This is a genomic window from Tessaracoccus luoxuelianae (assembly GCF_054483915.1).
Map to the genome: position 1 here is coordinate 1,341,596 of NZ_CM137013.1, position 13,091 is coordinate 1,354,686.

The following is a 13,091-nucleotide window of genomic DNA, read 5'->3' on the forward strand; positions in this document are numbered from 1 at the left end:
AGTCGTGAGCATCACGAGGGCTGCCTGGCGCGGCAAACGCTTGCCGGCCCAGATCGTTATCGAACCGTTATTGCAACGACTTTGCAAGCGTTGCAAAGATGGTTACGCTACTCATCAGTCGGGTCGGCACCGGAGCGTCCCGAGACAACGAAGGAGTTACACACATGCGCAAGAGCCTTCTCGCCGCCGCAGCGGCCGGGCTTTCTCTGACGCTGGTCGCCTGTGGTGGCGGCACGTCAACCACCTCCCCCTCCGCCACCGACGGGGCCTCGAGCAGCGCCCCCGCCGAGAGCTCGGCCCCCGCGGCCGCCGGCACCCTCACCGTGTGGGTGGACGAGACCCGCATCGACGCGTTCAAGACGATCGGCGAGTCCTTCCTGGCCGCCACCGGCGTCACCCTGGACGTCGTGCAGAAGCCGTCCGGCGACGTCAAGACAGATTTCATCGCCCAGGCCCCCACCGGCGAGGGCCCGGACCTCATCGTCGGCGCGCACGACTGGACGGGCGACCTCGTCAAGAACGGCGTCATCGCCCCCGTCGAGCTCGGTGACCAGGTCTCCAACTTCAACGAGGTCGCCACCCGCGGCTTCACCCAGGCCGGCCAGCTCTACGGCGTCCCGTACGCCATCGAGAACATCGCGCTCGTCCGCAACAACGCCATGCTGCAGGACACCCCGGCCACGTTCGACGAGCTGATCGCGCAGGGCAAGGCCGCCGCTGGCGCCGAGTTCCCCGCCGTGATCCAGCAGGGCCCCGACGGTGACGCGTACCACCTGTACCCGATCCAGACCTCGTTCGGTGCGCCGGTGTTCAAGACCGACGCCAACGGTGACTACACCGCCGAACTCGGCATGGGTGGCCCGGAGGGTCTCGCCTTCGCCGAGTACCTGAAGACGCTCGCCGCCGAGAAGGTCGTCTCGTCCTCGCTCGAGGGTGAGACCGCCAAGCAGGCCTTCCTCGACGGCAAGACGCCGTACATCATCACCGGCCCCTGGTACGTCGCCGACTTCGTGGCGGCCGACATGGACGTGACCGTGCTGCCCGTCCCGTCCGCGGGTGGTCAGCCCGCAGCGCCGTTCGTCGGCGTGCAGGGTGTGTTCCTGTCGTCGAAGTCCGAGAACGCCCTGCTGGCGTCGCAGTTCCTCGAGTACATGGCCAGCAAGGAGGCACAGGACCAGATGCTCGAGCTGGGCGGCCGCATGCCCGCGCTCACCGAGTCTGCTGACGCCGTCACCGACGAGGTCCTGGCCGGGTTCGGCGAGGCCGGCAAGGATGGCCAGCCGATGCCGTCCATCCCCGAGATGGGCGCTGTCTGGGAGTTCTGGGGCGGCGCGCAGGTGAGCATCATCACCGGCAACGCCGAGCCCGCCGCGGCGTGGGACGCGATGATCAAGAACATCGAAGCCAAGTTCTGACGCCTCTCGACCACACGGTCGCATCCGGGGGTTGGGAAGCCAAGGCGGCCCAACCTCCGGCCCATATCCGCAACGAAGCGAAGGTTGAACTCCCTTGAGCAACTCCCCGACATCGCAGTCGCCGAGGCTCTCCCACGCGCGGGACCTCTCGCGCCCGGGCTTCATCGCGAAGCTCGTCCTCATGATGCTTGTCAACGCTTTCGGCGTCTACGGCATCCTGGCCAGCTACGGCCAGCAGGAGTGGGGCGTCCTCGTCTTCCTCGTCATCACCCTGATCATCGTCGACTACGTGTACTTCTCGAAGCGCGCGATCCCCGGCAAGTACCTCGTCCCCGGCCTCATCTTCCTCGCTGTGTTCCAGATCTACGTGATGATCAACACCGCCTACGTGGCCTTCACCAACTACGGCGACGGACACAACGACGCCAAGGAACCGGCCATCACCCAGATCCTGAAGACCTCGGATCGCCGGGTGGAGGGCACCCCGGAGTATCAGGTCACCGTCTTCGACCGCAACGGCCAGCTCGGCTTCGCGATCGTGGAGGGAGACCAGGCCCGGATCGGCGACGCCGAGACCCCGCTGGCAGACGCTCCGGATGCCGTCGTCGACGGTGATCGGGTCACCGAGGTGCCCGACGCCACGGTGCTCGCGCTGGCCGACATCCAACAGCGCCAGAACGAGGTGCTGGACCTGCGCGTGAGCGTGTCCGACAACCCGGACGACGGCTGGCTCAGGACGGACAACGGGGCCAGGGCCTACATCGCCAAGTCGCTGTTGGCCTACGACGAGGCCGCAGATACGTTCACCGACGCCGACGGCAAGGTCTACACGGCAGACCCAAGCCGTGGCCTGTTCGTCGCCGACGACGGAAGCAGCCTCTCACCGGGCTGGCGCGTGGTCGTGGGCTTCGACAACTTCGCCGCCATGTTCACCGACGCCCGGCTCGCGGGCCCGTTCCTGTCCTCACTGGTGTGGACGTTCGCCTTCGCCATCCTGTCTGTGCTCACCACGTTCGCCTTCGGGCTACTGCTGGCGGTGGTGTTCAACGACCCGCGCATCAAGGGGCGCACCCTCTACCGGGCCCTGTTCATCCTCCCGTACGCCTTCCCTGGCTTCCTGGCCGCGCTGGTGTGGCGCGGTCTGCTCAACCAGGAGTTCGGCTTCATCAACCAGGTCCTGCTGGGCGGTGCGAGCGTCCCGTGGTTCGCTGACGGAAACCTCGCCAAGCTGGCCATCCTCGGGGTCAACCTGTGGCTGGGCTTCCCCTACATGTTCCTCGTCACCACCGGCGCCCTGCAGTCCATCCCCCAGGAGCTCACGGAGGCGGGCATCATGGACGGCGCCAGCCCGCTCAGGCGGTTCTGGAGCATCACGCTTCCCCTGCTGCTGGTGTCGGTAGCGCCGCTGCTCATCGCGAGCTTCGCGTTCAACTTCAACAACTTCTCGCTCATCTACATGCTCACCGGCGGCGGACCGAACTATCCGGGTGCCCCGGTGCCTGTCGGCGAGACGGACATCCTGATTTCGATGGTCTACGCCATCGCCTTCGAGGGTGGCAACCGGCAGTACGGCCTGGCCAGCGCCATGTCGATAGTCATCTTCCTGGTGGTCGGCTTCATCTCCTGGCTGGGATTCAGGCAGACCCGCAAGCTTGAGGAGATCATGTGATGGCCAAGAAGCTAGCCAACGGCGACAACGACACCCGTCTTCGTGGCGGCCGGTGGTGGAAGGAGGTCGGCTGGAGGCACGTCTTCGGGATCATCGTCATCATCTACTGCGTGTTCCCGCTGCTCTACGTGCTGTCGGCCTCGCTCAACACGAACGGATCCATCACGGGCTCCCTGCGGCTCTTCACGAGCTTCACCACCGAGCACTACGCCGAGCTGATGACCACTGACTATCCGAAGTGGGCGCTGCACTCGCTCTATGTCAGCGGACTGACGGCCATCGGTACGGTCCTCATGGGCGCGGCTGCGGCCTATGCGTTCAGCCGATTCCGGTTCAAGGGGCGCCGCGCCAGCCTGACCGCGCTGCTGATCATCCAGATGTTCCCGCAGATGCTGGCCTTCGTGGCCATCTTCCTGCTGGCGCTCACGCTGGGGGAGATCTTCCCGTTCCTCGGCCTCGGTTCGCACCTCCAGTTGATCGCCATCTACCTCGGCGGCGCGCTGGGAGCGAACACGTTCCTGATGTACGGGTTCTTCAACACCATCCCGATCGAACTCGACGAGGCCGCCAAGATCGACGGCGCCACGCATGCCCAGATCTTCTGGGGCATGATCATGCGCCTGGTCACGCCGATCCTCGCGGTGGTGGGTCTGCTCAGCTTCGTGGGCTCCTACGGCGAGTTCATCCTGGCCCGCATCGTGCTGGCCAGGCCCGAGAACTACACGCTCGCCGTGGGCCTGTACGTCTGGGGCTCCGACGAGCGCAACGCCCCGTGGTCGCTGTTCGCGGCCGGTGGCGTGCTGGCGGCCATCCCGATCATCGCCTTGTTCATGTACCTGCAGAAGTACATCGTCTCCGGCCTCACGGCTGGTGGCGTCAAGGGCTGATCGAAGGCTCTACCGATCCACGCCGGTGTGCGGGCGACCCGATGGGTCGCTCAGCCCACCGGCGTGGTCGCGTCTCGAGGCTCGGCGCCCGTATCCGGCTGGAGTGCCAGGTGGCACAGCCGGGGGCCGACGTCGATCCGACCCGCCACCATCCCGCTCGCGCTCGCCTCGAGGTAGCCGTCGACGAAGCCCTGATGGATGGCGCACACGATCGGGAGCTCCCTGAGGCCCACCTCGGCCCGGAACGGGCAGCGCGTGAAGGTGAGCTGGTTTCCGACGGCGACGGTCCCGAACCCCCGCTCGGCGAGATGAGCCACCAGCCCCTCGACGGGTTCGGTGTCCTCGGGCTCGTCATCGACCATCGAACCGCCCCAGGAGCGCCCCGCCTGCTCGGCCAGCCGCGACCCGTCCGGCAGAGTGGCCACGAAGTTCTGGATCAGCACCTCGGTGAGCTCCATCAGGTGTGAGTTGCTGACGTTGGGGGAGTCGCTGGTGGCGGCGAACAGCAGCGGCGGGCGCCCTGCCTGCCCGAGCGGAGCCGCGGCGCTGACGGCGTAGCCCGCATCGCGCAGCCCTTCCAGGTGGAATCTGGCGGAGTTGCGGTGCAGCCCCAGCTGGTCCGCGACCTCGGCGACCGCCACCGGGCCTGCGGCGGATTGCAGCAACGCCAGCACGCGCGTGCGGGTGGGGCCGAGCCCGTGGGGTTCGCTGGTCACTGATCCAGTTTCGCATGCTCAGGGCACCCCTCCCGGGTCGGGGTAGCATGCGCCCATGCAGGAGCACCGATTGCTGGACAGCCACGGGAGGGTCGCACGCGACGTCCGCGTGTCCTTGACCGACCGCTGCAACCTGCGCTGCACCTACTGCATGCCCGCAGAGGGCCTCGCCTGGCTGCCCGTCGAGGAGACCCTCACCGACGACGAGGTGGTGCGCCTGATCCGCGTGGCCGTCGTGCGCCTGGGGGTGGAGCGGGTCCGGTTCACCGGGGGAGAGCCACTGCTGCGGCCCGGGCTGGAGCGCATCGTCGCTGCCGCGTCGGCAATGGAGGGTCCCGGCGGGCGCCCTGAGTTGGCACTCACCACCAACGGGCTTGGCCTGGACAAGCGCATCGCGGGGCTCAAGGCCGCCGGCCTGGACCGGATCAACATCTCGCTGGACTCGCTGGACCCCGTCCGCTACGCCCGGCTCTCCCGCCGCGACAGGCTGCACGACGTGCTGACCAGTATCGAGGCCGTCGACGCCGCCGGCCTGCGCCCGCTGAAGGTGAACTCCGTGATCATGCGCGGCGAGAACGAGCCGGACATCGTGCCGCTCGCAGCGTTCTGCCTGGCGAGGGGCTACCAGCTGCGCTTCATCGAGCAGATGCCGCTCGGTCCCAAGCATGAGTGGGACAGATCACAGATGGTCACCTCCCGGGAAATCCTCGATGCGCTGGAGACCCGCTTCCGCCTCACCCCGCTGGACGAGCCCCGAGGCGCGGCCCCCGCGGAGCTCTGGCGGGTGGACCCGGACGCCGAGCAGCCGGGCGGCACCGTCGGCGTGATCGCCTCGGTGACCAACCCCTTCTGCGCCGCCTGCGACCGGACGCGGCTCACCTCGGACGGTCAGGTCCGCAACTGCCTCTTCTCCAGGACGGAGACGGACCTGCGCGCAATCCTGCGCGGGGGCGGCTCGGACGACGACATCGTCGCGGCCTGGGCGGGCGCCCACGCAACAAAGTCGCGGGCCCACGGCATCGATGACATCGGGTTCGTCCAGCCCGCCCGCACGATGAGCGCCATCGGAGGATGACTCCCGAATCGCCCGGCCTCCGCTGCGCGATCGTGCTGGGCGGGGGGCGCTCGTCGCGGATGGGCACCGACAAGCTGGAGCTCACCGTCGGGAACCGTTCGCTGCTGCAGCGCGCCTGCGATGCCTCCCTCGGCTGGGCCGACCAGGTGATCGTCGCCTCACCCGTCCGCGCCGGGTTCCCGGACCAGCGCATCGTCTTCGTGCTGGAGGATCCTCCCTTCGGTGGCCCCGTGGCAGGCATCGCGGCGGCGGTGGCCGCCCTTCCCGGCGAGGCGGAGGAGGTGCTCCTGCTGGCGGGTGACCTGGCAGATCCTCACGCCGTCGTGGGAGCGCTGCGCGCGGCGCCGATGGGGGTCGACGGTGTGGTGCTGGAGGACGAAGAGGGCTGGCCCCAGCTGCTGGCGGGGCGTTACCGCGCGGTCGCTCTGAGGCTCGCCGTTGGCGGTGCTCCAGCCCTGCGCGACGTGTCCGTCCGTCGCCTCCTCGGGACTTTGGATCTGGCCCGGGTGGCAGCCCCGCCAGCCCTCGTCCGAGACGTCGACACCCCTAGCCAGGCGCGACTCGCCGGCGCTGAATTTCGCAACTACGACGGCGCGTAAGACTTTTTTCCGAGAAGTTTGGACGTACCGCTCTCCGGCATGGAAAGCTGACGCCCATGAGCACCGATTCCGCGCGCGTTGACGGCCCCGCCTCCGATGCCCTGCTGAAGCTTGGCCGCTTCTTCACCAAGTGGGACCAGACTGACGACGGCCGCGCCGTCTTCCGCCAGGGTGGCCGCGCGGGAGACGTCTTCTACCGCGACCGCTGGAGCCACGACAAGGTGGTCCGCTCCACGCACGGCGTCAACTGCACCGGCTCCTGTTCCTGGAAGGTCTACGTCAAGGACGGGATCATCACCTGGGAGTCCCAGCAGACGGACTATCCCACCACCGGGCCTGACCGGCCGGAGTATGAGCCCCGCGGATGCCCCCGTGGGGCCGCCTTTTCGTGGTACACCTACTCGCCCACCCGGGTCCGCTACCCGTACGGCCGCGGCGTGCTCATCGAGATGTACCGGGAGGCGAAGAAGCGCCTGGGCGATCCGGTGGCCGCCTTCCGTGAGATCTCCACCGATCCGGTCAAGCGCCGCCGCTACCAGCAGGCCCGAGGCAAGGGCGGATTGGTGCGCATCTCCTGGGAAGAGGCCCTGGAGATCTCCGCCGCCAGTTACGTCAACACCATCAAGTTCTACGGCCCGGACCGCTGCGTCTCCTTCTCGCCCATCCCGGCGATGAGCATGGTCTCCCACGCCATCGGCACCCGCTTCACGCACCTCATCGGCGGCGCGATGACCAGTTTCTACGATTGGTACGCGGACCTCCCCGTCGCCTCCCCGCAGGTGTTCGGAGACCAGACCGACGTGCCGGAGTCCGGCGACTGGTGGGATTCCACCTACCTGATGATGTGGGGCTCCAACGTGCCCGTCACGCGCACCCCGGACGCGCACTGGATGGCCGAGGTCCGCTACCGCGGCACCAAGGTGGTCACCGTGGCGCCGGACTACGCGGACAACGTGAAGTTCGCCGACGAGTGGCTGCCCGCCCAGGCCGGCACCGATGCCGCGCTGGCCATGGCCATGGGGCATGTCATCCTCAAGGAGAACTTCGTCGACAAGAAGGTCGAGTACTTCGACGACTACGTCAAGCAGTACACGGACCTCGGCATGCTGATCACCCTGGTGGATCACCCCGACGGCCATGGGCTGGTGCCCGGCAAGTTCCTCACCGCCGCGGACCTGCCGGCCACCGCAGAGGTCTCCGACGCCGCCTTCAAGACCGTGGTGTGGGACGACGCCACCTCCAGCCCTGCGGTGCCCAACGGTTCCATGGGCTACCGCTACTCCGAGGACGGGGCCGGTCTCTGGAACCTGGACCTCGGCGAGATCCGACCCGCGCTCAGCCTCATCGAACAGGCCGACGCGCAGAAGGTGGAGATCTCCCTGCCGTGCTTCGAGGACCCGAAGGGGGAGGGCAGCATCATCCACCGCGGTGTCCCTGCCCGCGTGGTCGAGGGCAAGCTCGTCACCACAGTCTTCGACCTCATGCTCGCCCAGTACGGCGTGGGCCGCGACGGCCTCCCTGGCCAGTGGCCTGCCGGGTACGACGACGCCACAGTTCCCTACACCCCCGCCTGGCAGGCGGAGATCACCTCCGTGCCCGCCGAGGCGTGCCTCCGCATCGCCCGTGAGTTCGCGGCCAACTCGGAGGAGTCGAAGGGCCGCACGATGATCATCATCGGCGCCGGCATCTGCCACTGGTTCCACGCGGACGTGACCTACCGCGCCATCATCGCGCTGCTCATGATGACCGGCTGCATCGGCAAGAACGGCGGCGGCTGGGCGCACTACGTGGGCCAGGAGAAGTGCCGCCCCATGACGGGCTGGTTCAACATGGCCAACGCCACGGACTGGTCGCGGCCCCCGCGCACCATGATCGGCACCGCCTACTGGTACATGCACACCGATCAGTGGCGCACCGACGGCTTCTCGGCTGACCGGATCAAGTCCCCGCTGTCCACCGGCAGCCTCGACGGCACCCACTCGGCGGACGCGATCGCGCTGTCACACCGCCTGGGCTGGATGCCGTTCTACCCGCAGTTCGACGCGAACCCGCTGGACCTGGCGGACGAGGCGATCGCTGCCGTCGGACGCGGCGAGTACGAGACCCCGCAGGCCTACGTGGCCGCCAGGCTCAACTCCGGCGAGTTGAAGAGCGCCGTCGAGGATATCGACGCGCCCGAGAACTGGCCGCGCACCATGATCCTGTGGCGCTCGAACCTGTTCGGCTCCTCGGCCAAGGGCAACGAGTACTTCCTCAAGCACCTCCTCGGCACCCACAACAACGTGATGGAGAACGGTCACGGGGCGGACCTCCGCCCGGATGTGGTGAAGTGGCACGACGAGGCCCCTGAAGGGAAGCTGGACCTGCTGATCACCGCGGACTTCCGCATGACCAGCTCCACGCTGCTCAGCGACATCGTGCTCCCTGCCGCCACCTGGTACGAGAAGTACGACCTCAGCTCCACGGACATGCACCCCTTCGTGCACGCGTTCACGCCCGCGATCGACCCGCCGTGGGAGACCAAGAGCGACTTCGACGTGTTCGCCGAACTCGCGATCAAGCTCTCCGAGCTGGCCAAGGGACGCCTGGACACCCGCAAGGACCTGGTGGCGGTTGCGCTCCAGCACGACACCCCCGGCCAGATCGCCCAGCCGGGCGGCCATGTGCCCGACTGGCGAGGCACCGACCTGGAGGGTGTGCCCGGGAAGAACATGCCGGTGCTCGCCGTCGTTGAGCGCGACTACACGGCGATCGCGGACAAGCTGCTCACCGTCGGCCCGCTGGCGGAGAAGCTGGGCTTCACCGTCAAGAACATCACCTACGACGTGGGCCACCAGGTGACCAAGCTCGGCAAGCTGCACGGGGTGTACCCCTCCGGCCCGGCCGCAGGCCGCCCCGCCATCAACACCGACCAGCGGCTCGCCGAGGCCATCCTGATGTTCTCCGGCACCACCAACGGAGAGTTGGCCACGCAGGGCTTCCGCGACCTGGAGCGCAAGACCGGCCGCAGACTGGCGGACCTGTCTGAGGGGTCCGAGGAGAAGCAGATCACCTTCATCCAGACCCAGCAGTCGCCGCAGCCCGTCATCACCTCCCCGGAGTGGTCGGGGTCGGAGACCGGCGGCCGCCGCTACGCCGCGTTCACCATCAACACCGAGCGGCTCAAGCCATGGCACACGCTGACCGGGCGGATGCACTTCTTCCTGGACCACGACTGGATGGCCGACGCAGGCGAGCAGCTGCCGATCTTCCGGCCGCCGCTGGACATGGGCCGCGACTACGGCGAGCCCGAGCTCGGACCCAACGGTGAGAAGGCCATCACGCTGCGCTACATCACGGTGCACAACAAGTGGTCCATCCACTCCGAGTACCAGGACAACCTGTTCATGCTCAGCCTCGGTCGCGGCGGGCCGCAGGCCTGGCTCAGCGTCGCCGACGCCGCGAGCATCGGGGTCAGGGACAACGACTGGATCGAGCTGACCAACGCCAACGGAGTGTTCGTGGCCCGCGCCGTCGTCACGCCGAAGCTGCCGGACGGCATCTGTTACGTGCAGCACGCCCAGGAACGCACCATCGACGTGCCGAAGTCCGAGGCCACCGGCAAGCGCGGCGGCATCCACAACTCGGTGACCCGGATCCTTCTCAAACCCACCCACCTCATCGGCGGCTACGCACACCAGGCGTACGCCTTCAACTACATCGGCCCCACCGGCGTTCAACGAGACATCGTGTCGACGGTGCGCCGCCGCTCCCAGGAGGTCCAGTACTGATGGCCAAGCAGCGACGCGTGATGGCCCAGGTGGCCATGGTGATGAACCTCGACAAGTGCATCGGCTGCCACACCTGCTCGGTTACGTGCAAGCAGGCCTGGACCAACCGGGCCGGCACCGAGTACGTGTGGTTCAACAACGTGGAGACCCGCCCCGGGCAGGGCTACCCCCGCACCTACGAGGACCAGGAGAAGTGGCAGGGCGGCTGGGTGCGGACCAAGTCCGGGCGGCTCAAGCTGCGCTCCGGTGGCCGGTTCAAGAAGCTGCTGAGCATCTTCGCCTCCCCGGTGCAGCCGGAGATGAACGACTACTACGAGCCGTGGACCTACGACTACGAGAACCTCATCCAGGCACCGCTGGGCGACGACTTCCCCGTCGCGAGGCCGAAGTCCCTGATCACGGGCGAGGACATGGCCATCAAGGCCTCCGCCAACTGGGACGACGCCCTGGGCGGCATCCACGAGACCGGCCATGACGACCCGATCGTGAAGAAGCTTCGCGAGGACGCCAACCTGCAGATCAAGTTCGAGTACGAGAAGACCTTCATGTTCTTCGTGCCCCGGATCTGCGAACACTGCCTCAACCCCTCCTGCATGGCCTCCTGCCCCTCCGGCGCCATCTACAAGCGCTCGGAGGACGGCATCGTCCTGGTGGACCAGGACAAGTGCCGCGGCTGGCGTCAGTGCATCACCGGCTGCCCCTACAAGAAGATCTACTTCAACCACCGCTCCGGCAAGGCCGAGAAGTGCACCATGTGCTACCCCCGCCTCGAGGTGGGACTGCCGACGGTGTGCTCCGAGACCTGCGTGGGCCGGCTGCGCTACATCGGCATCATCCTCTACGACCCCGATCAGGTCACCAAGGCCGCCCTCGTCGACGACAAGGACCTGTACCAGGCCCAGATGGACCTGATGCTGGACCCGAACGACCCGCAGGTGATCGCCGATGCGAAGGCCAACGGGATCCCTGGCGACTGGCTGGCCGCCGCCCAGAAGTCACCCGTGTACGCCCTCATCAAGCACTTCAAGGTGGCGCTTCCGCTGCACCCTGAGTACCGCACCATGCCGATGGTCTGGTACGTGCCCCCGCTCTCCCCGGTGGTGGACCTGCTCAAGGCCCAGGGCCACGACTCCGAGGCCGGCGGCAACCTGTTCGGTGCCATCGACACCCTCCGCATCCCCGTCGAATACCTCGCTGAGCTGTTCACCGCGGGAGACGCCGACGTGGTGACGGGCGTGCTGCAGAAGCTGGCCGCGATGCGCTCCTACATGCGCGACGTGACGCTCGGCCGAGAGCGGCAGCCCGAGCTGGCGCACGCCGTCGGCATGGAGCCCGCGGCCCTGGAGCAGATGTACCGGCTGCTAGCCATCGCCAAGTACGACGAGCGCTACGTCATCCCCAAGGCCCATGCCGAGCAGGCGCACAACCTGGAGGAGATGGGCTGCTCGCTGGACTTCGAGGGCGGGCCGGGCGCCGGGGGAGAGGGGCCGTTCGGCACCTCTTCAGGGCGCGTGGTCCCGGTGGCGATCGAGAGCTTCGCCGACGCGAAGGCCCGCCAGCTCGACGCGAGCGGAGCATGATGTCAGCGGTGGTGTTCCAGGCGGCCGGGCTGCTGCTCGGCTACCCGGACGAGGAGCTGCTGGATCGGCTCCCGGTGATCGAGGCCGCCGTCGCCGAGGCTGGTGCGGGAGAGTACTTCGCGCCCACCCTCGCGCACCTGCGCAGCATGCCGATCATGGAGCTGCAGAGCTGGTACGTGCAGGAGTTCGACCTGTCACGCCGGCACGCGCTGCACCTGACCTACTGGACCGACGGCGACACCCGCCGCCGCGGCGAGGTGCTGGCCGCCATCAAGCAGACCTACCGGGATTCCGGCCTCGTGGTGGACCTCGCCGGTGAGCTGCCGGATTACCTTCCGATGGTCCTCGAGTTCGCCGCCGTTGGACACCCCCAATTGGGGCTGGGGCTCCTCAACACCTACCGCGCCAGCCTCGAGCTGCTCCGCATCGGACTGGCGGAGGACAAGCTCCCGCAGTCCGGGGTGGTCGAGGCCGTCTGCGCCGCGCTCGGCGGGCCCTCGCCGCGTACCCGCTCCGAGGTCCGGGACCTGCTGGGCGGCCCGCCCACCGAGACCGTCGGCCTCGATCCCACCTTCCTGCCCTACCCGCAACTGCAAGGGAGCACGCGATGAACATTCTGCTCTGGGGAGTCCTGCCCTACGTGGTGTTGCTGATCCTCGTGGGTGGGCTGATCTGGCGCTACCGGTTCGATCAGTTCGGCTGGACCACGCGCTCGTCTCAGCTCTACGAGTCCAGGCTGTTGAAGATCGGCTCGCCCATCTTCCACTTCGCGCTCATCGCGGTGCTCATGGGCCACATCGTCGGCCTGCTGATCCCCAAGGCGTTCACGGACTGGATCGGCATCGATCAGCACACCTACCACGCCGGCGCCCTCTACGGCGGCGGGCTGGCGGGCATCGCCCTGATCGTCGGCCTGGCGATGCTGATCTGGCGCCGTCGCTCCACCACGGCGGTGTTCAAGGCCACCACGTGGAACGACAAGATCATGTACCTGGTGCTCGCCACCGTGATCGGGCTCGGCATGGTGGCCACGCTCACCGGCGACACCACCCCCACAGGCGAGGAGCACAACTACCGCGAGACGGTATCGGTGTGGTTCCGCTCCCTGTTCGTGTTCCAGCCCGACGTGGAGGCGATGGGGGCCGCCACCTGGCAGTTCCAGACCCACGTCGTCATCGGGATGCTGCTGTTCGCGATGATCCCCTTCACCCGCCTGGTGCACGCCTTCTCCGCACCGTTCCACTACCTGTTCCGCCCCTACATCGTCTACCGCTCGCGCGACGACTCGTCGCGTCGCTCCGAGACGGTCAAGGGTCGCGGCTGGGACCCCGTGGGTACCCCCGACAACAAGCGCGCCCAGCGCTGAGCTCCCTGCCGCCT

At 67.7% G+C, this 13,091-nt stretch carries 10 protein-coding genes; 9 read left to right on the forward strand and 1 reads right to left on the reverse strand.

The annotated features are described in order from the left end of the window. Positions 1-164 precede the first annotated feature (164 nt). From ACX1D1_RS05860 to ACX1D1_RS05870, 3 genes are all read left to right on the forward strand, one after another. Positions 165-1,415 (forward strand): sugar ABC transporter substrate-binding protein, encoded by a 1,251-nt coding sequence (locus tag ACX1D1_RS05860; RefSeq protein WP_459056285.1) that lies wholly within the window; start codon positions 165-167, stop codon positions 1,413-1,415. A 94-nt stretch (positions 1,416-1,509) separates the two neighbouring features. Beyond that, positions 1,510-3,084, forward strand: a complete 1,575-nt coding sequence (locus ACX1D1_RS05865) for an ABC transporter permease subunit (protein ID WP_459056286.1) — start codon at positions 1,510-1,512, stop codon at positions 3,082-3,084. Further along, entirely contained in the window at positions 3,084-3,971 is an 888-nt protein-coding gene (locus ACX1D1_RS05870; protein WP_182782250.1) for a sugar ABC transporter permease, read from the forward strand. Before ACX1D1_RS05865 ends, ACX1D1_RS05870 begins: the two co-directional genes overlap by 1 nt. Positions 3,972-4,021: 50 nt before the next feature. Here ACX1D1_RS05870 and ACX1D1_RS05875 read toward each other — a convergent pair whose 3' ends face one another. Then, complete coding sequence (locus ACX1D1_RS05875) at positions 4,022-4,687, reverse strand: helix-turn-helix transcriptional regulator (protein ID WP_182799045.1); 666 nt, start codon at positions 4,685-4,687, stop codon at positions 4,022-4,024. A 55-nt stretch (positions 4,688-4,742) separates the two neighbouring features. On the opposite strand from ACX1D1_RS05875, the gene moaA reads away from it, so the two are divergent. From moaA to narI, 6 genes are read left to right on the forward strand one after another with little or no spacing between them, the layout of a single operon-like run. Then, on the forward strand, positions 4,743-5,762 hold the full coding sequence (gene moaA, locus ACX1D1_RS05880) for a GTP 3',8-cyclase MoaA (RefSeq protein WP_182799044.1): 1,020 nt from the start codon (positions 4,743-4,745) through the stop codon (positions 5,760-5,762). After that, positions 5,759-6,361, forward strand: a complete 603-nt coding sequence (mobA, locus tag ACX1D1_RS05885) for a molybdenum cofactor guanylyltransferase (protein WP_459056287.1) — start codon at positions 5,759-5,761, stop codon at positions 6,359-6,361. Before moaA ends, mobA begins: the two co-directional genes overlap by 4 nt. 56 nt (positions 6,362-6,417) lie before the next feature. Further along, entirely contained in the window at positions 6,418-10,131 is a 3,714-nt protein-coding gene (locus tag ACX1D1_RS05890; protein ID WP_459056288.1) for a nitrate reductase subunit alpha, read from the forward strand. Next, positions 10,131-11,711, forward strand: coding sequence for a nitrate reductase subunit beta (gene narH, locus ACX1D1_RS05895; protein WP_255443525.1), 1,581 nt, complete (start codon positions 10,131-10,133; stop codon positions 11,709-11,711). The genes ACX1D1_RS05890 and narH overlap by 1 nt, the downstream gene beginning before the upstream one ends. Then, a complete protein-coding gene (narJ, locus tag ACX1D1_RS05900) occupies positions 11,708-12,322 on the forward strand; it encodes a nitrate reductase molybdenum cofactor assembly chaperone (protein ID WP_459056289.1) in 615 nt (204 codons plus the stop codon). Before narH ends, narJ begins: the two co-directional genes overlap by 4 nt. Next, positions 12,319-13,077 carry a respiratory nitrate reductase subunit gamma gene (gene narI / locus ACX1D1_RS05905; protein WP_182799041.1) on the forward strand — a complete coding sequence of 253 codons (759 nt, stop codon included), beginning with the start codon at positions 12,319-12,321 and terminating at the stop codon, positions 13,075-13,077. The genes narJ and narI overlap by 4 nt, the downstream gene beginning before the upstream one ends. Positions 13,078-13,091 lie beyond the last annotated feature (14 nt).